18 protein-coding genes and 1 other annotated feature are annotated in these 22,001 nt (G+C 65.1%); of the genes, 8 read left to right on the top strand and 10 right to left on the bottom strand.

Features of this window, described 5'->3' with window-relative positions:
- Window positions 1-3: 3 nt before the first annotated feature.
- Complete coding sequence (gene flgA, locus LPW26_RS07705) at window positions 4-1,077, top strand: flagellar basal body P-ring formation chaperone FlgA (RefSeq protein ID WP_238733991.1); 1,074 nt, start codon at window positions 4-6, stop codon at window positions 1,075-1,077.
- Between the two features lie 5 nt (window positions 1,078-1,082).
- Window positions 1,083-1,841 carry a flagellar basal body L-ring protein FlgH gene (gene flgH / locus LPW26_RS07700; protein ID WP_238733990.1) on the top strand — a complete coding sequence of 253 codons (759 nt, stop codon included), beginning with the start codon at window positions 1,083-1,085 and terminating at the stop codon, window positions 1,839-1,841.
- Between the two features lie 320 nt (window positions 1,842-2,161).
- On the opposite strand, the gene LPW26_RS07695 is transcribed toward flgH, so the two are convergent.
- A complete protein-coding gene (locus LPW26_RS07695) occupies window positions 2,162-5,299 on the bottom strand; it encodes an efflux RND transporter permease subunit (RefSeq protein WP_238733989.1) in 3,138 nt (1,045 codons plus the stop codon).
- A 10-nt stretch (window positions 5,300-5,309) separates the two neighbouring features.
- A complete protein-coding gene (locus LPW26_RS07690) occupies window positions 5,310-6,479 on the bottom strand; it encodes an efflux RND transporter periplasmic adaptor subunit (protein WP_238733988.1) in 1,170 nt (389 codons plus the stop codon).
- Window positions 6,480-6,649: 170 nt separating this feature from the next.
- On the opposite strand from LPW26_RS07690, the gene LPW26_RS07685 reads away from it, so the two are divergent.
- Together LPW26_RS07685 and LPW26_RS07680 are read left to right on the top strand one after the other, a co-directional pair.
- Window positions 6,650-7,216, top strand: a complete 567-nt coding sequence (locus LPW26_RS07685; protein ID WP_238733987.1) for a TetR family transcriptional regulator — start codon at window positions 6,650-6,652, stop codon at window positions 7,214-7,216.
- Between the two features lie 181 nt (window positions 7,217-7,397).
- Window positions 7,398-7,673, top strand: coding sequence for a DUF3551 domain-containing protein (locus tag LPW26_RS07680; protein ID WP_238733986.1), 276 nt, complete (start codon window positions 7,398-7,400; stop codon window positions 7,671-7,673).
- A gap of 28 nt (window positions 7,674-7,701) precedes the next feature.
- Here the strand turns inward: LPW26_RS07680 and LPW26_RS07675 are convergent, their stop codons facing one another.
- The 3 genes from LPW26_RS07675 to LPW26_RS07665 form a co-directional block, all read right to left on the bottom strand.
- On the bottom strand, window positions 7,702-9,183 hold the full coding sequence (locus LPW26_RS07675; RefSeq protein ID WP_238733985.1) for a SulP family inorganic anion transporter: 1,482 nt from the start codon (window positions 9,181-9,183) through the stop codon (window positions 7,702-7,704).
- 97 nt (window positions 9,184-9,280) lie between these two features.
- Window positions 9,281-9,336, bottom strand: a sequence feature (sul1 is cis-regulatory element that is thought to sense ions involved in sulfur or methionine metabolism; They are found in Alphaproteobacteria).
- Window positions 9,337-9,477: 141 nt separating this feature from the next.
- Complete coding sequence (gene dksA, locus LPW26_RS07670) at window positions 9,478-9,843, bottom strand: RNA polymerase-binding protein DksA (RefSeq protein WP_234831092.1); 366 nt, start codon at window positions 9,841-9,843, stop codon at window positions 9,478-9,480.
- A 194-nt stretch (window positions 9,844-10,037) separates the two neighbouring features.
- Entirely contained in the window at window positions 10,038-10,454 is a 417-nt protein-coding gene (locus LPW26_RS07665) for a flagellar assembly protein FliX (protein WP_238733984.1), read from the bottom strand.
- A 308-nt stretch (window positions 10,455-10,762) separates the two neighbouring features.
- On the opposite strand from LPW26_RS07665, the gene LPW26_RS07660 reads away from it, so the two are divergent.
- The 4 genes from LPW26_RS07660 (at window position 10,763) to LPW26_RS07645 (ending at window position 13,267) form a co-directional block, all read left to right on the top strand.
- The gene (locus tag LPW26_RS07660; RefSeq protein ID WP_238733982.1) at window positions 10,763-11,884 is read left to right on the top strand and encodes a flagellar basal body P-ring protein FlgI; all 1,122 of its coding nucleotides are present in this window, start codon (window positions 10,763-10,765) and stop codon (window positions 11,882-11,884) included.
- Window positions 11,884-12,225 carry a flagellar assembly peptidoglycan hydrolase FlgJ gene (gene flgJ, locus LPW26_RS07655; RefSeq protein WP_238733980.1) on the top strand — a complete coding sequence of 114 codons (342 nt, stop codon included), beginning with the start codon at window positions 11,884-11,886 and terminating at the stop codon, window positions 12,223-12,225. The genes LPW26_RS07660 and flgJ overlap by 1 nt, the downstream gene beginning before the upstream one ends.
- A gap of 16 nt (window positions 12,226-12,241) precedes the next feature.
- Complete coding sequence (locus LPW26_RS07650) at window positions 12,242-12,730, top strand: hypothetical protein (RefSeq protein WP_238733979.1); 489 nt, start codon at window positions 12,242-12,244, stop codon at window positions 12,728-12,730.
- Between the two features lie 156 nt (window positions 12,731-12,886).
- Complete coding sequence (locus LPW26_RS07645; protein WP_238733978.1) at window positions 12,887-13,267, top strand: hypothetical protein; 381 nt, start codon at window positions 12,887-12,889, stop codon at window positions 13,265-13,267.
- Window positions 13,268-13,382: 115 nt separating this feature from the next.
- Here the strand turns inward: LPW26_RS07645 and flaF are convergent, their stop codons facing one another.
- From flaF to LPW26_RS07620, 5 genes are all read right to left on the bottom strand, one after another.
- A complete protein-coding gene (gene flaF, locus LPW26_RS07640) occupies window positions 13,383-13,751 on the bottom strand; it encodes a flagellar biosynthesis regulator FlaF (RefSeq protein WP_238733977.1) in 369 nt (122 codons plus the stop codon).
- A 2-nt stretch (window positions 13,752-13,753) separates the two neighbouring features.
- Window positions 13,754-14,134, bottom strand: a complete 381-nt coding sequence (gene flbT, locus LPW26_RS07635) for a flagellar biosynthesis repressor FlbT (protein ID WP_238733976.1) — start codon at window positions 14,132-14,134, stop codon at window positions 13,754-13,756.
- A 209-nt stretch (window positions 14,135-14,343) separates the two neighbouring features.
- Complete coding sequence (locus LPW26_RS07630) at window positions 14,344-17,010, bottom strand: DUF1522 domain-containing protein (protein WP_238733975.1); 2,667 nt, start codon at window positions 17,008-17,010, stop codon at window positions 14,344-14,346.
- A gap of 403 nt (window positions 17,011-17,413) precedes the next feature.
- Window positions 17,414-20,086 (bottom strand): DUF1522 domain-containing protein, encoded by a 2,673-nt coding sequence (locus LPW26_RS07625; RefSeq protein WP_238733974.1) that lies wholly within the window; start codon window positions 20,084-20,086, stop codon window positions 17,414-17,416.
- 304 nt (window positions 20,087-20,390) lie between these two features.
- The gene (locus LPW26_RS07620; protein ID WP_238733973.1) at window positions 20,391-21,998 is read right to left on the bottom strand and encodes a flagellar biosynthesis protein FlgL; all 1,608 of its coding nucleotides are present in this window, start codon (window positions 21,996-21,998) and stop codon (window positions 20,391-20,393) included.
- Window positions 21,999-22,001: the final 3 nt, after the last annotated feature.

Here is a 22,001-nt window from a genome sequence, read left to right as displayed (position 1 = left end):
CCGATGATCCGTTCTCTCCTCGCCGCCTTGCTCGTTGCAACACCGATCGCAGCGGTCGCCGCCGAAACCGCGCCCGCCCCGCGCCTGTCGCCGCAGGTCGAAGACGTGCTGCGCACGCCGGTGCTGCGCGCCCACATCGAAGTCGCCGACGAACTGGTCCGGATCGGCGACCTGATCGACAACGCCGGCGTCGCCGCACAGATCGCCGTGTATCGGGCGCCTGATCTCGGGACCACCGGCGCGTTGTCGACAAACGCGGTGATCGCCACGCTGCGCGCCCATCAGGTGATCGGCGTCGACACCCGCGACATCCGCGAAGTCACCGTCACCCGGCTGGCACGCAGCCTGCCGGCGAAGGAGATCGAGAAGCAGGTGATCGAGGTTCTGCAGCGCCGTCACGGTCTCGGCGACGCCGAGGATCTGGCGCTGACCTGGGATCGCGAGATCGAGGCGCGCACCCTGCCGGCAAATTACAGCGGCGCCCCGATGCTGGTCGCCGATCGGTTCGACCGCCGCAGCGGCCGCTTCGATCTCAGCTTCGAGATCAGCGGCGGCGCCGACAATGCGCCGGTGCGTCTTCGCGTCACCGGCACGGCCGTCGAGACGGCCCCGGTAACCGTGCTGACCCGGCCGATCGAACGAAACGAAGTGATCAAGGTCTCCGACGTCGCGATCGAGCGCCGTCCGAAAGCCGAGGTCACCTCCGACACCGTCACGCGCGAGGCCGCGATCGGCATGCAGACGCGGCGATCGCTGCGCGGCGGCCAGGTGATGCGAACCACCGATCTCACCAAGCCGGACCTCGTGACCCGCGACCAGAGCGTGACGCTGATCTACGAGGCCGCCGGCATCTATCTGACCTCGCGCGGCAAGGCGTTGGAAACCGGCACCGAAGGCGACGTCGTCAACGTGCTGAATCTGCAATCGAAGCGAACCGTGCCCGCGACCGTGGTGGGACGTGGCCAGGTGGTGGTGATGGTCGCCGTGCCGCGGGTCCTCGCCAGCGCCGGCGGAGCTGCGTCCGCCGTGGCGCCCGAACCCTCCATCGCCCGCAGTTCCGCCGCGAAGCCCGAGTGAGTTCAATGTACAAGTCCATCCCGACCAACCGTCTCGTCCTGATCGCCGCGCTGCTGGCGACGGGCGGCTTTGCCGGCGGCTGCTCCTCGATCGACCGGCTCGCCGCGATTGGCGAGCGGCCGGCGCTGAGTGCGATCGAGAATCCCACCACCCAGCCGGGCTACAAGCCGGTGCAGATGCCGATGCCGAAGCCGGAGGTCGCCTCCTACAACGCCAACTCGCTGTGGCGGAACGGCTCGCGCGCGTTCTTCCGCGATCAGCGCGCCGCCAAGGTCGGCGATATCATGACCGTGACGGTGAACTTCACCGACAAGGCCAACATCGCCAACGAGACCCAGCGCAGCCGAAAGAACACCGACGATTCCGGCATCACCGATTTCATCGGCAGCAAGACCATCACCAACCCCGCCACCGCGGTGTTGCCCGGCCGCATCCTGACCACGGACTCGACCTCGACGAGCGATGGCAAGGGCTCGGTGCAGCGCCAGGAAGCGCTGCAGACAAGCGTCGCCGCGGTGGTGACGCAGGTGCTGCCGAACGGCAATCTGGTGGTCGAGGGCAAGCAGGAAATCCGCGTCAATTTCGAAGTCCGCGAACTGATCGTCGCCGGCATCGTCCGGCCGGAAGACATCCAGAGCGACAACACCATCGACAGCAGCAAGATCGCGCAGGCCCGCATCGCCTATGGCGGTCGCGGCCAGATCACCGATGTGCAGCAGCCGCGCTACGGCTCGCAGGTGATGGACGTGCTGCTGCCGTTCTGACGGACATGATCTAACACAACGAGCTCCCACACCCGGCTGCGAACCTAGGCGCAGTCAGGTGTTCCAACGCGGCCTCCTCCGGCTCTCCCCCGGACGGAGGCCGCGGCCTCTTCAAGCTACGTAGTACTTTCTAGATCGCCGAAGGTGGTCACAAATTCCGTCATGGCCGGGCTTGTCCCGGCCATCCACGCCTTTGATGCGATTCCGTCAGCAAGGCGTGGATGCCCGGCACAAGGCCGGGCATGACGGGTGGAAACGAAAGTACCCGATCTCAAAGGGCGATGAGCCGCAAGCGACTCCGGACTACTCAGCAGTTTCGATCAACCCGATTGCGGTTCGCCTTCGCCCACCGCGCCTGCGTGACGGGCCGGCTTTCGGCGCTCCACCCGGCGGAGTACGAAGACGTAGAACACCGGCACGAACAGCACCGCCAGCAGGGTCGCCGACAGCATGCCGCCGAGCACGCCGGTGCCGATCGCGTTCTGGCTGCCGGCGCTGACCCCGGTCGCGAACGCCAGCGGCGTGACGCCGAGGATGAACGCGAGCGACGTCATGATGATCGGCCTAAACCGCACCGTCGCAGCCTCGATCGCCGCCTCGCGCAGCGACTTGCCCTCGGCGTGCAGCTCCTTGGCGAATTCGACGATCAGGATCGCGTTCTTCGCCGACAGGCCGATGATCGCGATCAGGCCGACCTTGAAGTAGATGTCGTTCGGCAGCTCGCGGATCATCACCGCGAGCAGCGAGCCGATGATGCCGAGCGGCACCACCAGCATCACCGACAGCGGGATCGACCAGCTCTCGTACAAGGCGGCCAACAGCAGGAACACGAACAGCACGCTGAGGCCGAGCAGGAACGGCGCCTGATTGCCAGACTGGATTTCCTGCAAGGACTGTCCGGCCCATTCGAAGCCGAAGCCGCTCGGCAATTGCTTGGCCAGCCGCTCCATCTCGGCCAGCGCTTCCCCCGAGGAGTGGCCGGGCGCGGCATCGCCGGCGAAGCGGACCGACGGATAGCCGTTGAAGCCGACCACCTGGATCGGGCCCTTCGACCATTCGGTGCGGGCGAAGGCCGACAGCGGCACCATGCCGCCGCTGGAGTTGCGCACGTTGAGTTTCAGCAGATCGTCCGCCCGCATGCGCCGCGTGTCGAGCGCCTGAATGGTGACGCGCTGCATCCGGCCGGCGTTCGGAAAATCGTTGACGTAGGCCGACCCCAGGCTCGCGGTGATGGTCGCGTTGATGTCGGCGAACGACACCCCGAAGGTGTTGGCCTTCTCGCGGTCGATCACCAGATTGAGCTGCGCCGAATTGGCGAGGCCCTCGACACGCACGCCCGCCAGCACCGGACTTTCCGCCGCCGCCGCCGTCAACTGCGCGGCTGCCTCGTCGAGCGCCGCCGTGCCGCGGCTACCGCGATCCTGAAGCCGGAAGGTGAAGCCGGTGAAATTGCCGAGGCCATCGATCGGCGGCGGCGACAGCGCCATCACCGACGCGTCGCCGATCTTCGCCAGATGCACATTCGCGCGCCTGGCGATCGTTTCCGCATCGTCATCGCCGCGCACGCTCCAGTCCTTCAGCGTCACGAAGGCGACCGCCGCGCTCTGGGCGTTGCCGGAGAAGCTGAAGCCCGACACGGTGAACACCTGGGCGACGCTCGTATCCTCGAGGAAGACCTTCTCGGCCTGCTCGATCGAATTCATCGCACGGCTCTGCGTGGCCTCGGTCGGCGCCTGGATATCGACGATCAGATAGCCCTGATCCTCGGCCGGCAGAAACGCCGCCGGCAGCCGCAGATACGCCCAGCCGAGCGCAGCCAGCAGCGCGAGATAGATCACCATCATCCGCCCGATCCGTCCGGTCGCCCATCCGACCGCGGACTGATAGCGACCCGCGACGCTGTTGAACGCGCGGTTGAACCAGCCGAAGAAGCCGTGCTTCTCGTGATGATCCGCAGGCACTGGCTTCAGGAACGTGGCGCACAAGGCCGGCGTCAGGGTCAGCGCCAGGAAGCTCGAGAACAGGATCGACACCACCATCGTCAGGCTGAACTGGCGATAGATGATGCCGACCGCGCCGGGGAAGAAGGCCATCGGCACGAACACCGCCGTCAGCACCAGCGTGATACCGACGATCGCACCGCGGATCTGCTGCATCGCTTTCTCGGTCGCCGCCCGCGGCGACAGGCCCTCGGTCGCCATCAGCCGTTCGACGTTCTCGACGACGACGATCGCGTCGTCGACCAGGATGCCGATCGCCAGCACCATCGCGAACATCGTCAGCACGTTGATCGAGAAGCCGGTGGCGAACATCACCGCGCAGGTGCCGAGCAGCGCAATCGGCACCACGATGGTCGGGATCAGCGTGTAGCGGATGTTCTGCAGGAACAGGAACATCACGACGAACACCAGACCGACCGCCTCGGCGAGCGTGTACAGCACCTTCTCGATCGACCCCTGAATGAACGGCGAGGTGTTGTAGGGGATCTCGTAAGTCAGTCCCTTCGGGAAGTATTTCGACAGCTCCTTCATCTTGGCGGTGACCGCCTTCGACGTCGCAAGCGCGTTCGCGGTCGCGGAGAGCTGGATGCCGATCGCCGCCGCGGGCTGGCCGTTGAGCCGGCTCTCGGTGTTGTAGTCCTCGCCGCCGACCTCAATCCGGGCGACGTCGCGCAGGCGCACGGTCGATCCGTTGCGATTGGCGCGCAGCACGATGGCGCCGAACTCCTCGGGCGTGCCGAGCTGGCCCTTGACCAGCACGGGCGCGGAGACTTCCTGCGAGATCGGATTGGGCGTGGCGCCGATACGGCCGGCGGCGACCTGCGCGTTCTGAGAAGCGATCGCCGCCGACACGTCGGCGACCGTCAGGCTGAGGCCGAGCAGCTTGTCAGGATCGATCCAGACCCGCATCGAACGCTGCGTGCCGAACAGCTGCGCCTTGCCGACGCCTTCGACGCGGCGAATCTCGCTGAGCAGATTGCGCGTGATGTAGTCGCCGACGCCGATGCTATCGATCGACCCGTCGGTCGACTGCACCGAGATGAACATCAGGAACGCGCTGGAGGCCTCGTCGACCACGATGCCGCGCTGGGTGACGGCGCTCGGCAGCCGCGATTCCACGCGCCTGATGCGGTTCTGCACGTCGACCGTCGCCTGCGCCAGCGACGTCCCCGGCTGGAACGACACCTCGATCGAGATCGCACCGGTCGCGTCCGCCGTCGACTCGAAGTACATCAGGCCGGGAATGCCGTTGAGCTGATCCTCGATCAGCCGCGTGACGCCCTGATAGATCTCCTCGGACGACGCGCCCGGGTAGTTGGCGGTCACCGAGATCTTCGCCGGCACGACATTGGGATATTGCGCGACCGGCAGAAACGGAATCGCCAGTGCGCCCGCGATCATGATGAAGATCGCCACCACCCACGCGAAGATGGGCCGCGCGATGAAGAAAGCCGACATGATCGTGACCTCAGTTGGTGCGCGCAGGAGCCTTCGCGGCGCCGACCGATGTCGCGCTTCGCCACGGCCTGGGCTCAACAGCCGTCCCCGCTGCCAGCGCCTGGAAGCCTTCGACGACGACGGCCTCGCCGGCCTTCAGGCCGCTCGCAATGATCCAGCGACCGTCGACCAGACGCGCCGGCGTCACCGGCCGCAGCACGGCCTTGTTGTCGGCACCGACGACGAACAGCTGCGCCTGTCCGCCCGGATCGCGACGTAGCGCGCGCTCGGGCACCGCGAGGACGTTCTTCTCTTCGCCCTGGACGATCTGCACGCGCACATACATCCCCGGCAACAGATCGCCGTCGGGATTGGGAAATTCGCCGCGTAGCGTGATCTGGCCGGTGCCGGCCTCGACGGAAGCCTCGGAGAACAACAGCCGACCGCGCTGCGCATACTCCGACCCGTCGTCGAACCGCAGGCGGACGTCCGCGTCGATCGCCTCACCACGCCGTGCCGCCTGCGCCGCCGTACGCTTGAGCGCGAGCAGATCGTTCGCCGACTGGGTGAAGTCGGCATAGACCGGATCGATCTGCTGAATGGTGGCGAGGCTCTCGCTGCCGCCGACGGTGAACAACGCGCCCTCGGTGATCAGCGCGCGGCCGATGCGGCCGGTGATCGGCGCCCGCACGTCGGTGTATTGCAGATCGAGTTCGGCCCCCTGCAGCCCGGCGCGGGCCGATGCTTCGTCGGCCTCTGCCTGGGCGAGTTCGGCAATCGCCTTGTCGTAGAGCTGGCCGGTGGTCGCATCGCGATCCTTCAGCCGGATCTGGCGCTCCGCCTGCTGCGCCGCCAGCGCGCGCGTCGCCTCGGCCCGCTGCACCGCGGCCTTCGCGCTCGCGACGCGGACCTGGAACGGCGCCGGATCGATCCGATACAGCACGTCGCCCTGCTTGACGGTGGTGCCCTGCTTGAACACGCGCTCGACGATGATGCCGGAGACACGCGGCCGCACCTCGGCAATCCGCGTCGGCGCGATGCGGCCGGGCAGATCGTTGACGATGCGCACCGTTTCGGGCGCAACCGTCACCACGCTCACCACCACCGCCGGCTTTGCCTTCTCGGCCTCGGCCTGCTTGTCGCCGCAGCCCGCCAGGCCGAGCGCCACTGCGAGGGCGCAGGCCTCGCGCAGGCTCGCCATCCTTATCGTCGTCACTGAACTATTCTCCGATCGCAACGGCCGTGCGAGACTCCTGCCCGCCCATCGCCAGCCGCCAGAAAGATACCGCGCGGTTGGTATATTACATCGTTGACAATGACAACGGGGCGACATCATGACTTCGTAGGAAGGCAAGATAGAAAGTGTCTTGAATGGCGCCCACGGCCTACGAGCGGAAGAAACAACCTGAAGTCGTAAGACAGGCCCTGATCGACTGCGCCGCGCGTCTGGCGATGGAGCGCGGGCTGCAAGCCGTCACCGTGCAGGCGGTCGCGGCCGCGGCGGGCGTCACCAAAGGCGGCCTGTTTCATCACTTCGCTTCCAAGGAAAAGCTGATCGAGGCGGTCTTCGACGCGCAGCTCGACGTGTTCGGTGCGGCGGTCGACGAAGCTCTGCAACGCGACCATGGGAGCTACGGCTGTTTCACCCGCGCCTATGTGATGGCCACCTTCAAGCTCGGCGAAGAGGACGAAGGCCAATGCGGCGGCGCGCTGGCGGTGTCGATGATGACCGACCCGCTGCTACGACCGCGCTGGTCGGTGTGGATGCGAGCCCGGATGGCCAAGCACAAGAAGACCGACTCCGCGCCGGCGCTGGAGATCGTCCGTCTCGCCGCAGACGGCGCCTGGCTGGCCGATCTCACGGATCTTGCGCCCGATCTGCGGATGAGCCGCAAGAAGCTGCTGGCGCGGCTGATCGCGATGACCAGGAAGGACTGATCATCGGACCGAGGCCGGCGACCGACTGAGCGCGTTGATCGCAAACCACGTTTGCACAAACATGATCCGGCGCATCGACGGCATGCCGGCTTCGCTGTTGTATCAGCCCGGACGCTCACTATTTCCGCTACCGACCCGGTCCATCCTGCGTCCGCGGGGTCCGGCACGATGGAGAGACCACATGATTAGACTCGGCGCCGCTCTGGGTGCGGCCGCGATGATCGTCGGCTTCATGGGAGCGCCGGCGTCCGCACGCGATTTCCCCTACTGCCTGCAGGGCGGCGATTGGGGCTATCCGGGCAATTGCCAGTTCGACTCCTACGAGCAGTGCATGGCGACAGCTTCGGGCACCCGCGCCGGCTGCGACATCAATCCGGTGGTCGCCTTCCGCCGCCAGCAGCAGCCGGATCTCACGCAGCAGCCCGCGCCGAGATCGCGCCGCCACCAGTCGCAGTGAAAGCGACGCCGCGACGCGATGATGAGATCTAGTGACCGGGCGCGCCGAGCGCGGCGCCCGGCTTGTCGTGGGTGCCTAGACGATCCACCAGCGTCGCGGTGGCTTCGTTCATCCCCACCACGTCGACCGCAATGCCGTGGCGGCGGAATTTCAGCACCACGCGGTCGAGTGCGTTGATGCTGGTGATATCCCAGAGATGCGCGTTCGCCAGATCGATCACGACCCGCTCCAGATCGGCCTCGCGAAAATCGAACGCGCTGTGGAAGGCCTCGGCGGTAGCGAAGAAGATCTGCCCGGCGACCTTGTAGGTCCGCACCGGCCCGCCGTCGCGCGATGACTCGACGCGGAAAAGCCGGGTCACCTTGTGGGCGAAGAACAATCCGCTCAGCACGACGCCGAACAGCACGCCCTTGGCGAGATCGTGGGTGCCGACAACAACCACCACGGTACCGAGCATGACGAAGCTCGAGGAGCGTGGATGCGTCACCAGCGTGCGAACCGACTTCCACTGGAAGGTGTTGATCGACACCATGATCATCACCGCCACCAGTGCGGCCATCGGGATCTGCGCGACGTACGGCCCCAGCACGACGATCAGGAACAACAGAAACGCGCCCGCCCACAGCGTCGATAGCCGACCGCGTCCGCCGGACGAAACGTTGATCACCGATTGTCCGATCATCGCGCAACCAGCCATACCGCCGAACAGTCCCGACACCATGTTGGCGAGGCCCTGACCCGCGCATTCGCGGTTCTTGTCGGACGTGGTGTCGGTCATCTCGTCGATGATCGCCGCCGTCATCAGGCTTTCGAGGAGTCCCACCATCGCGATGGTCAGCGAAGTCGGTAGAATGATGCGCAGGGTCTCGAATGTGAACGGGACCTGCGGAAGGGCGAACCACGGCAATTCGTTCGGCAGCGCGCCCATGTCGCCGACCTTGTGGATGCCGAGACCGAGATACATCGAGACCCCCGTCAGCAGAATGATCGCCACCAGGGGCGAAGGCACTGCTTTGGTGAGGCGCGGCAGGCCGTAAATGATCACGAGCCCGGCCGCCGTCATCGCATACACCGCCGGACCGCGTCCGATCAGTTCAGGCATCTGCGCGGCGAAGATGAGAATTGCGAGTGCATTGACAAAGCCGGTGACGACCGATCGCGAGACGAAACGCATCAGCGTGCCAAGCCGCATCAGACTTGCGACGATCTGGATCACGCCGGTCAGGATCGTCGCGGCAAACAGGTAGCCGACGCCGTGCTCCTTCACCAACGTTATCATCAACAGCGCGGTGGCGCCGGTCGCCGCTGAGATCATCGCGGGTCGGCCACCGGCAAAGGCGGTGACCACGGCGATGCAGAAGGATGCGTACAGTCCGACCTTGGGATCGACTCCGGCAATGATCGAGAATGCGATCGCCTCTGGAATCAGCGCAAGGGCCACCACCGTCCCCGCGAGGAGTTCACGGGTGACGTTCGGAGCCCATTCGCTCCGCAGATGTATCATGTCCATGAAGAGAGTTGCTTTCGTGGGTGACGCGCTTGCCGCGCGTCAGGCGCAAAAGGTCGATCGGCCCGAGGACAGGCAGATTCTTAAAAGAGAACTTTTGCGTGGTCCGGCGGATCGGCGGCCGGAAGAGCCACCCGGAGTTTCACCGGGTCCGATTTATAAGTAACACTTTACCCGACATGATGCCGCGGCGCAATATTTTCAAACCACCACGCGCGTGATGCTTGTCGAGAACGGCAACCCGGAGGTCCTGTCAGCAGGACCACCGGGGCCAGACTTATCGCCGAGCGCAGCCCGCTACTCGTCGCGGTAGACTTTTTCGCGCTTCTCGTGGCGCTCCTGGGCTTCCACCGACAGGGTTGCGATCGGACGGGCCTCGAGCCGCTTCAGCGAAATCGGCTCGCCGGTCTCTTCGCAATAGCCGTAGGTGTTGTCTTCGATGCGCTGCAACGCGGCATCGATCTTGGAGATCAGCTTGCGCTGCCGATCGCGCGCGCGCAGCTCGATCGCGCGGTCGGTTTCCGACGAGGCGCGATCGGCCAGGTCGGGGTGGTTGACGTTTTCTTCTTGAAGGGTCTGGAGCGTGAGTTTTGCTTCGCGCAAAATCTCGTCCTTCCAGGCCAGCAACTTCGCACGAAAATACTCACGTTGCCGTTCATTCATGAACGGCTCTTTCTCGGAGGGTCGATAGCTTTTCAACTTATCCAAGGGGCAATCCATGATCTCGTTGGGCGGCAAAAAATCCCGCCTGCGCGGCAGCTTATATAGCGCGCGCAGATGACAGACAATATCGTCCGCCATTCCGCCCCCAAGCGAGCCAAGCCCTCGTCGCCTAGACGGAACTCGTGCCGAAGTGGTCAGTATTGGCCGGCTTTGGCGAGTTCGACTTCGACCCGTAGCTCGATTTCCGACAACACCGCGTCGAGACCCGGATCGCCGGACGAGGCCTTAAGCTCCGCCGCGGCAGCGCGCAGCCGCATCACGGTCGACGGATCGAAATTGCCGGCCAGCAGGCCCATTTTTAGATCGTCGAGCACGTCGAGCGCCGTCCGACCGCGCGCGACCGAACGTTTGCGGCGCTCGGTGGCGTCCTCGACGCCCTGCATGGCCAGCAGCGCCTCGAGCCCCGTCGGTGCCAGCGGCGCATGCACCGCCCGGGCTTCAGGCTCCGGCTGCGCGCCGCCGGTGGGCAATGAGAACGTGCTCGAGCCGCTGCGACGGACCGTGCTCGAGGGTGTCGATGTGGAGGTGCCGTTCGGGCCGTAGATTCGCATGGTCTTTCTCGCCGGACTGTTCCTGGCTAAGCGCCGCGCCTGAACAGCATACACCCAAGCTGACAAGCGCGCTGAGAGCCCGGGAACCCAACCTCGCGGTTTATGGTTAACGGCGGGTAAACGATCGGCAAGATTTGCCGGGCGGTGTCGGTTTTGCCGTGGGCAGCGCTGCGGCCCCGCCATCGCCATCGCGATTTAGTTATTCAGAACAGATGCTTATCAAATCCTGGCGATTGGCACGGGTCTCGCAAGACGACTGCTGAGGCCGTTTCGCGTCTGGACGCGACGGCCATCGCGGGAGTCCGAGAATGCCGAGCGTTTCGTCCACGATCCTGAAGCTGGCCGCAGTCGCCCTGTCCGCGCTGCTGCTGTCGGGGGTGGCCGCCAGCGCGACGTCGCGCATCAAAGACCTCGCCAATATCGAGGGCGTCCGGCAGAATCAGCTGATCGGCTACGGCCTCGTGGTCGGCCTCAACGGCACCGGCGATACGCTGAACAACATCCCCTTCACCAAGCAATCGCTGCAGGCGATGCTGGAGCGAATGGGCGTCAACATCCGCGGCGCCACCATCCGCACCGGCAACGTCGCCGCCGTGATGGTGACCGGCAATCTGCCCGCTTTCGCCACCCAAGGCACCCGGATGGACGTCACTGTCTCGGCGCTCGGCGACGCCAAGAATCTGCAGGGCGGCACGTTGCTCGTGACGCCGCTGCTGGGCGCCGACGGCAATGTATACGCCGTGGCGCAAGGCTCGCTGGCGATCGGCGGCTTCCAGGCCGAGGGCGATGCCGCCAAGATCACCCGCGGCGTCCCCACCGTCGGCCGTATCGCCAACGGCGCGATCATCGAACGCGAAATCGAATTCGCCCTGAACCGGCTGCCGATGGTGCGGCTGGCGCTGCGCAACGCCGACTTCACCACCGCCAAGCGCATCGCCGCGGCGGTCAACGACTTTCTTGGCACCAAGAGCGCAGAGCCGATCGATCCGTCGACCGTGCAGCTCTCGATCCCGGCCGAATTCAAAGGCAACGCCGTCGCCTTCGTCACCGAAATCGAGCAGTTGCAGGTCGAGCCGGATCAGGCTGCCAAGATCATCATCGACGAACGCAGCGGCATCATCGTGATGGGCCGCGACGTCCGTGTCGCCACCGTTGCGGTGGCGCAGGGCAACCTCACCGTGTCGATTTCCGAAAGCCCGCAGGTCAGCCAGCCCAACCCCTTGTCGCGCGGTCGCACCGTGGTGACGCCGAACACGCGGGTCGGCGTCACCGAAGACGGCAAGAAGCTGGCGCTGGTCAAGGACGGCGTGTCGCTGCAGCAGCTGGTCGACGGCCTCAACGGCCTCGGCATCGGCCCCCGCGACCTGATCGGCATCCTGCAGGCCATCAAGGCCGCCGGCGCCATCGAAGCCGATATCGAGGTGATGTGATGTCGCTTGTCCCGGTCAACTATCCGACCACCGCTCCGACGCGCAACGGCCGCCCCGACCACGATATGGCTGCGGCACTCGCAAAGGTCTCGCCGGAGGCCCAGACGAAGGCACGCAATTCCGCCCGCGACTTCGAGGCGATGTTTCTGAATTCGATGTTCTCGCAGATGACCTCGGGGCTGAAGGGCGAAGGCCCGTTCGGCGACACGGTCGGAACCGGGGTCTGGCGCTCGATGCTGACGGAACAGTATTCGCAGACCGTGGCGAAGGCTGGCGGCGTCGGCATTGCCAGCGATGTGTTCCGCACCCTCATTCTTCAACAGGCGAACGGCAAGGCCTGAGCAGCAAGGACGACGCATGATGCAGATGCAACGCCAGCCGGCGCCCGCCCCGGCCCCATCCGTCACTTCACCGATCGACGCGCGCCAGCTCGCCAACGTGCTGACCGAGATCATGAACAATCTGCTGGCGCTGATCGAACAGGAGACCGAACTCGTCCGCGCCGGCAAGATCCCGGAGGCGATGAAGCTCGAGCCGCAGAAGAACGACCTTACCAAGCGCTATATCGCGGCGATCACGCTGGTGCGCGCCAGCCAGCCCTACATGGCGAAAGCGACCCCCGACCTGCTCGGCGCCCTGCACCGCCACCACGAAGTGTTTCGCGCGATGCTGCAGGTCAACCTCACTGTACTGGCGACCGCACACGCGGTGTCGGAAGGCATCGTCCGCGGCGTCAATGCCGAGGTGCAGAAGCGCAACATCCCGCAGACCTACACGGCCGCCGGCAGGCGCGCCGCGCCCGGCCCACGCAACCTGACGCCGATCGCGGTGAGCCGGTCGCTGTAGCCGCGCGGCCGTCCGCGCCGCAGTCGCCATGGCCGGGCCGTCCCGGTGGCTCCAACTCGAATCAAATCTGACTGAACGGTGTAGAACAACTTTCAAAACTTCTGTGCAGCATCTCCTGGGCGGGTGAATTGACCTTGATGGAGCCAGGAGGCTGCCATGAGTTTCGACTTCACCGTGAAGCCGGTGGGGCAATTGGTGATACCGCCCGTGGTCAGGCTTCAGCCTGAAGCGGTCCAATCTGCCGTGGCGACACAATTGCCCGCACCGCAAAGCGTGTCCGCTACGGCGAACGGAGGCGGCAGCAATGCCGTCGCGAGCAACGCCGCCAAGGTCGGCGCCGACACCATCTCGCGCCAGGTGATCTTCGATCAGGCATCGGCCGCGATGGTGTACGTCTCGGTCGACGAGTCGACCGCCGAAGTGATCAACCAATATCCGGAATCCTGGCAGCTCAAGGCGCGCGCTTACTTCCGCGAACAGGATCAATCGAAACTGCAGCAGCGCACCGGCCCGATCCCGACCGATCGAATCGCGTGAACGCAGCAGCGATTGGGATGATGCCCCGGCTTGCAGCGCAAGCGCGGGCAATCACTCGTGACTGAGAGTGGGATCGTTATCGGCGTAGACCGCGTCGCGTTGGACGCGGGACCGGTTAGCCGCGGCCGCTGAGACCGGCGGCGATGTTGCGGTTGATCTCGATCAGCGCATTGAGCGGCTCGACCTGCGGAGCCATCTGCAGCGCCGCCGACTGGCTGAGCACGAACACGCCGATATTGGCGATGTTCTGCCGGATATCCAGCGTCTGCGGGCTGTCGTCGCGCAGCGCGTCGCTGACGAACAGCGACCACAGCTTGCGATTGAACATCAGCGCTTCGTTCATGCCGATGGCGCCGCGCTCGTCCCAGTTCGTCACAACGTCCTGGAGCTGCCGGGCGGCTTTGAGCAGAGCTTGCGCTTCGATCTCCCGCGGAGAAGCCGTCCGTTGCGCGGTACGGGCATACGCTTGAGCAGCACTCGACATGACTACCTCTGCAGCAATTCTTCTTCACGCTTGATGAGAGGCCGCAACTCCCTCAGCGCTTTATAAAGCTGGCCGCTTAAAATTAGATTACTCGTGGCCTCGATCGTGTCGCGAAAACTCGGCACGGCCTCGAGAAGTTCTTTGATGAAGCCGAGATACAAGTCCTGATACGCGGGAATATCGTTCTGCAGATACATCATCTGCACGCACAGATAGACGCGCTTCACCGGGGTGTTGGCGGTCTCGGCGGTGAGGATGTCCTTCTCGCGCATGATCGGCGCGTCGCCGTCGATCAGAAACGTGGTGCGCGAATCGGAATTGGTGATCACGCTTTGCCCGATCACGATCCGCTCGAACGGCTTCAATTCGACTCGCAATGGCATCGTGTTGTCCTTTGATGGCGATCCGTCGATCGCGGTCGGCGCGACCGGCCGACGACTCAGGTGCGTCGGGCCGCGCGCCAGTTATGCGCCGGCTACGCGTCGCTATCCAATGCCGTGTTCGGTGGATAAGTCGGGCCCGGCGTTGCCGGCCCGAGAATCGCCGCGTTGCGCGGAGGCGCGCGTGCGCCTCCGCTGCCGTTCTGTCGCGCTTAACGGAGCAGCTGCAGCACACTCTGCTGCGACTGGTTGGCCAGCGACAGCGCCGAGACCGCGATCGACTGGCGCGTCGAAAGTGCCTGGCTGTTGGCCGCTTCTTCGTTGGTGTCGGCAAGCGTCAGGTTGGACGAGCCAGTCTGCAACACGTTAATCAGGTTCTTGGCGAAGTCCTGGCGGATCTGCACGATCGACAGGTTCGAACCATACGACGACGCCTGCGAGCGCAGCGTGGTCGACGCGTTGTTCAGAGCGGTCAGCGTCTTGTTGGTCGCGGCGTTGTCGATGAAGTCGACGCCGGACACCAGCGTCGGCAGGCCGAGCGCCGCCGGGCTGAGCGCGGTGCCGACGATGTTCAGAGTCGACTTGCCGGTCTCGTTGAACACCAGCTTCAGCGTGTCGCCGTTGAGCAGATTGACGCCGTTGAACGAGGCGTCCTGCGACGTGGTGGTGATCTGCTGAATGACGTTGTTGTACTGATCGACCAGCTTGGACCGCGCCATCTGCGCGGTGACGTCGGCCACCGGCGGATTTGGCGTGCTGAAGGTCAGCGTCGCCGTGATGGTGCCGCCGACCGTGCCGCCGTCGGCGACCGAACCGAGTGTCGCCGACGCATAGTCGTTGTTCGAGGAGATCGTCAGCAAGCCATTGGCATCGATCTGCGCGGTCATGTTGTTGGTCGCCAGCTTTGCATTGAGCTGTGCCAGCGTCTTCACCGTGCCGCCGGTGCCGTCGCCGAAGATGACGTTGACCGGCGTTCCGCCCTTGAACGAGGTGAAGGTCAGGCTCTTGCCGGAGACGCCGCCGGTGCCGGACGCGCGCGAGGCCTTGAACTCGGTCGAGGTGCCGGTGTTGCCGGCGAGGCCGAGCGCCACCAGCGCATTGCCGGTGCCGCTGATGGTGAGATCGGAGGCGCTGCCGGTCGAGATCTTCAGCGCGCCGCTCGACAGCGACGAACTCGCCGAGTTGACCTGGGTCGACAGCGTGGCGCCGCCCGAATTCAGCTTTGCGATCTGCACGCCGGTGGCAAGATCGATCGCAGTCAGCACGTCGGCGATGGTGCCGCCCTGCAGATACACGGTCGAATTGCCGAGACCATCGGTCTCGATATTGCCGGTCACGCCGGTGTGGGTGGCGGACGCCGCAGGCACCGGGGCGTTCTTGAAGGTGACGATGTTGCCGTTGACGTTCAGCGTCGCGCCGTCCTGGATCAGCGTGCCGATCGTCGCCGCACTGGTGGTGCGGGTCGCGGTCACCGTGGCCGGGCCGGGACCGGTGGACCCGGTCAGCTTCAGCGTGTTGAGGAAGTCGGCCGGACCGGTGATGCTGAGATCAGCGCCGGTCGACGTCTGCAGGGTCACGACACCCGAACCAGAGATCTGCGAAGGCGTGCCGTTGGTCGCGAAGGTCGCGACGCCGCCGGCGATCGTGGCGGTCTTGACGCCGCTCGCCAGATCGATCGCGGTCAGCACGTCCCCGACCGTGGCCGAGGTGTAGGCGTTGCTGGTGCCCATGTAGATCGTCGAGTTACCCGACGTATCGGTGACGATATTGCCGAGCACGCCCGAACCGGCCAGCAGGCCTGCCGCGTTCGGCGGATCGCTGGCCTTGAACACGATCGACTTGCCGTTCACGTTCAGCGTGGTGCCGTCGGCGATGGCGCCGGTCTGCAAACCGCCGACCGTGTTGAACAGCTTGGTGGTGGCGGTGATCGCGCTGGTCGCGCCGGTGTTCAGCGCCACGTCGACGGTCGGGCTCAGATTGAGCTTCGCCATCACCTGGCCGCCGGTCGTATCGCTGATCGACAGCGCACGATTGGTGCCGGTGTGCAACTCGAGCCGGCCGTTGGCGTCGACCACCGACGGATTGCTGGTGTTGCCGTTGATCGAGTCGACGGTCGCCAGCAGCGCGCTGAGCGGCTGATTGATGCCGATCGTGTAGTTGCCGTTGCCGTCGTTGGCCTGCGAGCCCGTCGTGGTGAAGGTGATGGTCTTGCCGTTGACGACGAGGACATCACCGGCCTGCGGGCCGGTTGCGGTGCTGGTCAGGCCGCTGGTCAGCGCGCTGATCAGGGTCGTGCCGTCCGCGAGCGCGCTGGCCGTGCCGATGTGCAGCGCCGTGCCGGTGGCCGAGTTGTCGGCCGCGACCGGCTTGGTGATCGCCGAGCCGCCGGTGATGCTGCCGACGCCGCCGCCGAGCGTGCTGCTCAGCGCCACCGGCGTGGTGCCGCCGGCATTGCCATTGTTGACCACGTTGCTGGTGGCGGTCGCGCTGGCGAAGGTCTGGGTGCCGCGCAGATCGTCCGGCGTCGCGCCTGCGATGGTGGCTGAAACGTTTGATTTCGTGGTGTAGCCGACGTTCGACTGCAGCGCCTGGTTGGCGATCGACTTGGCGGTGTCGATCAGCTTGTTCAGCGATGTGATGCCGGTGTTGGCCGCCTGCAGGATCTGGACGCCATTGCTGATGCCGTCGAGCAGATTGTTGATGTCGCTGGCCCGGCTGTCGAGCCCTGCCGCGGTGAAGAAGTTTGTTGGATTGTCGAGCGCGGTGTTGACCTTCTTGCCGCTCGCAAGCCGGTTCTGGGTGGTCGACAGCAGCTCTGCGGTCGATTGCAGAGATAACAGATTCTGGCGAACTGATGCCGAGAGAACCACGTCAGACATGGTGCAAACCTTCCTGATCCGCGCTGTGCGACGACTTCGGTCGTACGCTGCTGCTCGCGCGCGGGCTCTGCCGCGTCGCTCGCCGGTTGTGTTTAGACGCCTGTTCTGGAGAGGGACCTCGGCCGTGCTCGCGCACTGTCCGGATCAACGCAGCCGATTCTCGGCCAAACCTTCTTCCTGAGCATCGGTACTATGGCGCGCGGACTTTAAAATATGGTTAACAGCCGATTAAGGCCGCTCGGGCATTTAAAAAGTGTAGTTTATCAATGGCCTGGAAATAGCGGGATGGTTTGGGCGAGACCGCCGCAGGGCATCCCTGCCCTTTTTTTCCTAACGCGAATCAAAAAAAGACGGCGGGGTTTCCCCCGCCGCCTCGTGACGATGTTGCGACGTGCGCTGCGGATCAGCGCAGCAGCTGGAGCACGCCCTGCTGCGACTGGTTGGCCAGCGACAGCGCGGACACTGCGATCGACTGGCGGGTCGTCAGCGCCTGGCTGTTGGCCGCTTCCTCGTTGGTGTCGGCCAGCGTCAGGTTGGCCGAGCCGGTCTGCAGCACGTTGATCAGGTTCTTCGAGAACTCCTGACGGGCCTGCACGATCGACAGGTTGGAACCGAAGGCCGAAGCCTGCGACCGCAGCGTGGTGGAAGCGGTGTTCAGCTTCGCCAGCACCGCATTGGTGTGCGAGTTGTCGATGAAGTCGGTCCCGGCGTTCAGGCTCGACAGGCCGAGGCCGGTCGGGTTGTTGGTGACGCCCTGGATCGAGATCGTCGACTTGCCGGTTTCGTTGAACACCAGCTTCAGGGTGTCGCCGTTCAGCAGGTTGACGCCGTTGAACGAAGCATCCTGGGCCGTGGTGGTGATCTGGTCCATGATGTCGTTGAACTGCTTGACCAGGCCCGCGCGGGTGGTCTGCGCGTTCGGGTCAGCCACCGGCGCCGCCGGCACCGAGAACGTTGCCGAAGAAGCCAGGGTGCCGCCGATCGCACCGCCGTCTGCGCCACCCAGGGTGTAGGAGGCGTAGTCGTTCGATGCGGCGATCGTCAGCTTGCCGGTCGAGTTGTCGATCGACGCCGTCATGTTGTTGGCGGCGAGCGCAACGTTGAGCTGAGCCAGCGTCTTGACCGTGCCGTTGGTGCCGTCGCCGAGCGTGACGTTGACCGCCGAACCGCCCTTGAACGAGCTGAACGTCAGGCTCTTGCCGTCGAGGTTGCCCTCGCTGGCACCGCGAGACGCCGTGAACGTGGTCGCAGTGCCGCTCGGACCCGTCAGGCCCAGCGCCGCCAGCGCGTTGCCGGTGCCGTTGATGCTCAGATCGGAGGTGAGGCCGGTCGAGATCTTCAGCGTGCCGCTCGCCAGGATCGACGAGTTGGCGGTGCCGGTGGCAGTCGCCACGGTGGCACCCGAGACACCCAGCGTCGCCTTCTGCACGCCGGTGGCCAGGTCGATCGCCTTCAGCACGTCATTGATGGTGCCCTTCTGCAGGTACACCGTCGAATTGCCGTTGCCGTCGGTTTCGACGTTGCCGGTAATGCCCTGATGGGTCGACGACGCGGTCGGAACCGCGGCGTTCTTGAACGTGATGGTCTTGCCATTGACGTTCAGGGTCGAGCCGTCTTCGATCAGCGTGCCCATGGTCGAGGCGCTGGTGGTGCGGGTCGACGACAGGGTCACCGGGCCGGAGCCGGCCGACGTGGTCAGACCCATGTTGTTGAACAGGTCGGACCAGCCGGTGATGCTGAGGTCGGCACCGGTCGAGCCACGGATCGTGGTGATACCGGCAGCGGAGGTCGAAGCGGTCTGGCCGGAGTTGGTGCTGATGTTGGCCACGCCGTTCGAGATGCTGGCTGACTTCACACCGCTGGCAAGATCGATGGCAGTCAGCACGTCACCGACGGTCGCGTTGGTGAAGTTGGTCTGATTGCCGAGATAGATCGTCGAATTGCCGTTGCCGTCGGTCGAGATCCGGCCGAGCACGCCGGTGCCGGTCGAAGCGTCGGAAGCGAGCGGCGCGTCGGCGGCCTTGAACGTGATGGTCTTGCCATTGACGCTCAGGGTGGTGCCGTCGGCGATCGCGCTGGTGCTGAGCGCACCCTGCGTGTTGAACAGCTTCGTCGTGTCGGTGACGTTGGCAGCGGCGCCAGCGGCACCGAACGCAACGGTGCCGGCAGACAGACCGAGCTTGCTCAGCACGGTGCCGTTCGAGTTGTCCCCGAGGGTCAGCGGGCTGTTGGTGCCGGTGTGCAGCTCGATCAAGCCGCCGGTGACGGTCGACGTCTTGGCGGTGTTGCCGTTGATGGTGTCGATGGTGTCGAGCAGCGAGTCGATCGACTGGTCGATACCGATCGTGTAGTTGCCGTAGCTGTCCTTGCTGGACGCGCCGGCGGTGGTGAAGGTGATGGTCTTGCCGTTCACCGTGATCGAGTCGCCGGACACCGGGCCTGTGGCCGAGGCAGTCGCACCGTTGGTCAGCGCGCTGATCAGGGTCGCGCCCGTCGCATCCGCACCACCGGTGCCGATCTTCAGAGCGGTGCCGTTGACCGTACCATCGGTGGCCGAGTTGGTCGTCGTCTTGGCGACCGTGTTGGCGATCGAGTTCGCGGCGGCGCCGAGCGTATCGGTGGCCGACAGCGGTGTGGTGCCGCCGGCGGTGCCGTCAAACAGCACGGAGCCGAGCGCGGTGGAGCTGGTGAAGCTCTGAGTGCCGCGCAGGTCGTCGGCGGTGGCGCCGGCGATCGTGGTCGAGACGTTCGACTTGGTCGCGTAGCCCGTGACGGTCTGCAGAGCCTGGTTGGCGATCGACTTGGCGCTGTCCACCAGCTTGGTGAGCGAGGTGATGCCGGTGTTCGCGGCCTGCAGAATCTGCACGCCGTTGCCAATGCCGTCGAGGAGGTTGTTGATGTCGCTGGCACGGGCGTCGAGCGAGGCGGCCGTGAAGAAGTTGGTCGGATTATCGAGCGCCGTGTTCACCTTCTTGCCGGACGAGAGGCGGCTCTGGGTGGTGGCGAGCAAGTCTGCCGTGGCCTGAAGCGACGAGAGATTCTGGCGAACGGCGTTCGAGAGAACGATACCTGACATGTGATGCTACCTTCCTGGTGCGCAAATACGATCTTCTTGATCGACCGCGGAACCATGACGGGCAGACTCTAAAAATGCGTAAAGGTAAGGCACTCCCTTTAGCGCACGAAAGCGCGCATAAAACGATGGCTTTTTCCTCGTGAAACAACGAGGTAGCGCATCTCATAGTGCGCGAATTCAGCGCCGCGTCGGCCTAAAGATGCTGAATTTCGTTCGGCTTGCGGGGATTGTACCGTGGCTGCACGCAAACAAAAGCCGCCGTGCGATCGACGCAACGGCGGCTCATTCGTTGACAGACCTTTAACTAAAGAAACTTGACGAGGCTCATCTGATAGAGCTGCGACGTTAACTGATACGACGCCTGCAGACTGGTCTGCAGCGCCAGGATCTTGGTCGCGACTTCGTCATTGTTCACGCCCTCGATCGAATCCAGCATGGTCTGCGCCAGCGCCTTGGTCTGGGTCTGGCGGTCGCCGGTGGCCTTCATCGCGGCCTGGGCGCCGGCGAGGTCCGCCTGGATATTCTGGATCGTCTGCTCCCCCGACACCACCGCGAGGTTCGCTGACACGCGCTGGTTGAGCGCGGCGAGTTTATTGGCGCCGTTCGGATCGCTTGCCGAGGTGGTCACCGCGGCGAACACCGCCACGGTCTGCAACTGCTTGCGCAGCGCCTGCTCGTCGGCCCGGATGCCGTATTGCACCGTGATGGAGTCGTCGACGCGGCCAATGGCGGTGCCGCGCGCCGGATCTGTCGATGAGTCCGGCTCGCCATTGTACCAGAACACGGTATCGGCCTTGGTGCCGGCCACCTGCGCGGTGGCGGCGCCGAACGGCGCGGTGCCGGCGACCCGCAGCGGCGGCGTCTTGTTGAAGAAGTCGTCGCCGGCCTTGATGGCCGAAGCGGCGGACAGCGCACTGCCCGACAGCTTCTGCACCGCATCGGTAAGCGCCGTCTTCAGGTTTCCAGCGGTGATCGACGGCGACGCAGGCACCGCCGGTACCGCCAGGGGATCGCCCGGGTCGATCGCGAAGCTGTTGGCCGGCAGCGGCGACTGAGACGACGCCGTCAGCTTGATCGTCTCCTGCGAGCCGTCCGGCAGGTTGAAGGTGAACGACACGGTGTCGCCCTCGTTCGGCAGATTGCCGCCCAGGTCGATCCCCATCGCCACTGGGTTGGGCGCTGCCGGCGCCGAGGTCGGCGGCGTCTCGGTGGGCTGGGTCACCGTCGCGCCGGCGATGGTGGTGGCGATCGACGAGATCTTCAGACCGAACGGCGAGGCCCCGATCGCGGTCGGCGTCGCGTAGGGATTGGCCGCGAAATCTTCGCCGATCTGCACCGAGGTCGGCGTGGCGCCGGTCGAGACGATCGTCCGCCCCATGCCGTCGGTGCCGACATCGGCGTCGTGGCGTTCGCTGATGATCTGCTTGAGCCCGGCGATCGCAGCGCCGTTGCCGTTCATGATCTGATCGGCCGAGGTCACCGGCGCGGTGTCGGTGGCGCGCCCCGAAAACAGATAGCGTCCGCTGGACTGCGCGTTCAGCATGTCGACGGCATCGAAGAAATCCAGCCCGGCCGTCTTCTGCCCGGCCGACTGGCCGGTGTTGTCGAGCGTCGCGCCGGCGCTCGCGGCGGCACCCTTCACCTCGCTGCCGATCGCGTCGAGCCGCTGCAGCGACAGATTGGCGACGCTGATCCGGGTGTTGATGTTGGTCATGGTGTCGGAATAGCTGGCGATGTTCGCCACCTGCGCGCGCATGCCGATCGCCAGGCTGCGGCCGGTCCCGTCGCCCGCATAGGTCGTCGAAACGCGACCGTTCGCGAGCTGCGCGGTCAGGTTCTCGATCTGGCTCCGGATGTTGATAATTCCGGTGCCGATGTAGGATGTACGCCCGCTTACGCCGTCGATTGCCATTGC

Source organism: Rhodopseudomonas infernalis (genome assembly GCF_022271405.1).
GTDB classification, from domain to species: Bacteria; Pseudomonadota; Alphaproteobacteria; order Rhizobiales; family Xanthobacteraceae; genus Rhodopseudomonas; species Rhodopseudomonas infernalis.
The sequence above is the reverse complement of the archived record's forward strand: the minus strand, read 5'-3'. Positions and strand labels throughout refer to the sequence as shown.

Excerpts from the sequence above, each read along its gene's own strand:
- flgA (WP_238733991.1), top strand. The coding sequence starts at position 4 with ATGATCCGTTCTCTCCTCGCCGCCTTGCTCGTTGCAACACCGATCGCA.
- flgH (WP_238733990.1), top strand. The coding sequence starts at position 1,083 with ATGTACAAGTCCATCCCGACCAACCGTCTCGTCCTGATCGCCGCGCTG.
- LPW26_RS07695 (WP_238733989.1), bottom strand. The coding sequence starts at position 5,299 with ATGTCGGCTTTCTTCATCGCGCGGCCCATCTTCGCGTGGGTGGTGGCG.
- LPW26_RS07690 (WP_238733988.1), bottom strand. The coding sequence starts at position 6,479 with ATGGCGAGCCTGCGCGAGGCCTGCGCCCTCGCAGTGGCGCTCGGCCTG.
- LPW26_RS07685 (WP_238733987.1), top strand. The coding sequence starts at position 6,650 with ATGGCGCCCACGGCCTACGAGCGGAAGAAACAACCTGAAGTCGTAAGA.
- LPW26_RS07680 (WP_238733986.1), top strand. The coding sequence starts at position 7,398 with ATGATTAGACTCGGCGCCGCTCTGGGTGCGGCCGCGATGATCGTCGGC.
- LPW26_RS07675 (WP_238733985.1), bottom strand. The coding sequence starts at position 9,183 with ATGGACATGATACATCTGCGGAGCGAATGGGCTCCGAACGTCACCCGT.
- dksA (WP_234831092.1), bottom strand. The coding sequence starts at position 9,843 with ATGAATGAACGGCAACGTGAGTATTTTCGTGCGAAGTTGCTGGCCTGG.
- LPW26_RS07665 (WP_238733984.1), bottom strand. The coding sequence starts at position 10,454 with ATGCGAATCTACGGCCCGAACGGCACCTCCACATCGACACCCTCGAGC.
- LPW26_RS07660 (WP_238733982.1), top strand. The coding sequence starts at position 10,763 with ATGCCGAGCGTTTCGTCCACGATCCTGAAGCTGGCCGCAGTCGCCCTG.
- flgJ (WP_238733980.1), top strand. The coding sequence starts at position 11,884 with ATGTCGCTTGTCCCGGTCAACTATCCGACCACCGCTCCGACGCGCAAC.
- LPW26_RS07650 (WP_238733979.1), top strand. The coding sequence starts at position 12,242 with ATGATGCAGATGCAACGCCAGCCGGCGCCCGCCCCGGCCCCATCCGTC.
- LPW26_RS07645 (WP_238733978.1), top strand. The coding sequence starts at position 12,887 with ATGAGTTTCGACTTCACCGTGAAGCCGGTGGGGCAATTGGTGATACCG.
- flaF (WP_238733977.1), bottom strand. The coding sequence starts at position 13,751 with ATGTCGAGTGCTGCTCAAGCGTATGCCCGTACCGCGCAACGGACGGCT.
- flbT (WP_238733976.1), bottom strand. The coding sequence starts at position 14,134 with ATGCCATTGCGAGTCGAATTGAAGCCGTTCGAGCGGATCGTGATCGGG.
- LPW26_RS07630 (WP_238733975.1), bottom strand. The coding sequence starts at position 17,010 with ATGTCTGACGTGGTTCTCTCGGCATCAGTTCGCCAGAATCTGTTATCT.
- LPW26_RS07625 (WP_238733974.1), bottom strand. The coding sequence starts at position 20,086 with ATGTCAGGTATCGTTCTCTCGAACGCCGTTCGCCAGAATCTCTCGTCG.
- LPW26_RS07620 (WP_238733973.1), bottom strand. The coding sequence starts at position 21,998 with ATGGCAATCGACGGCGTAAGCGGGCGTACATCCTACATCGGCACCGGA.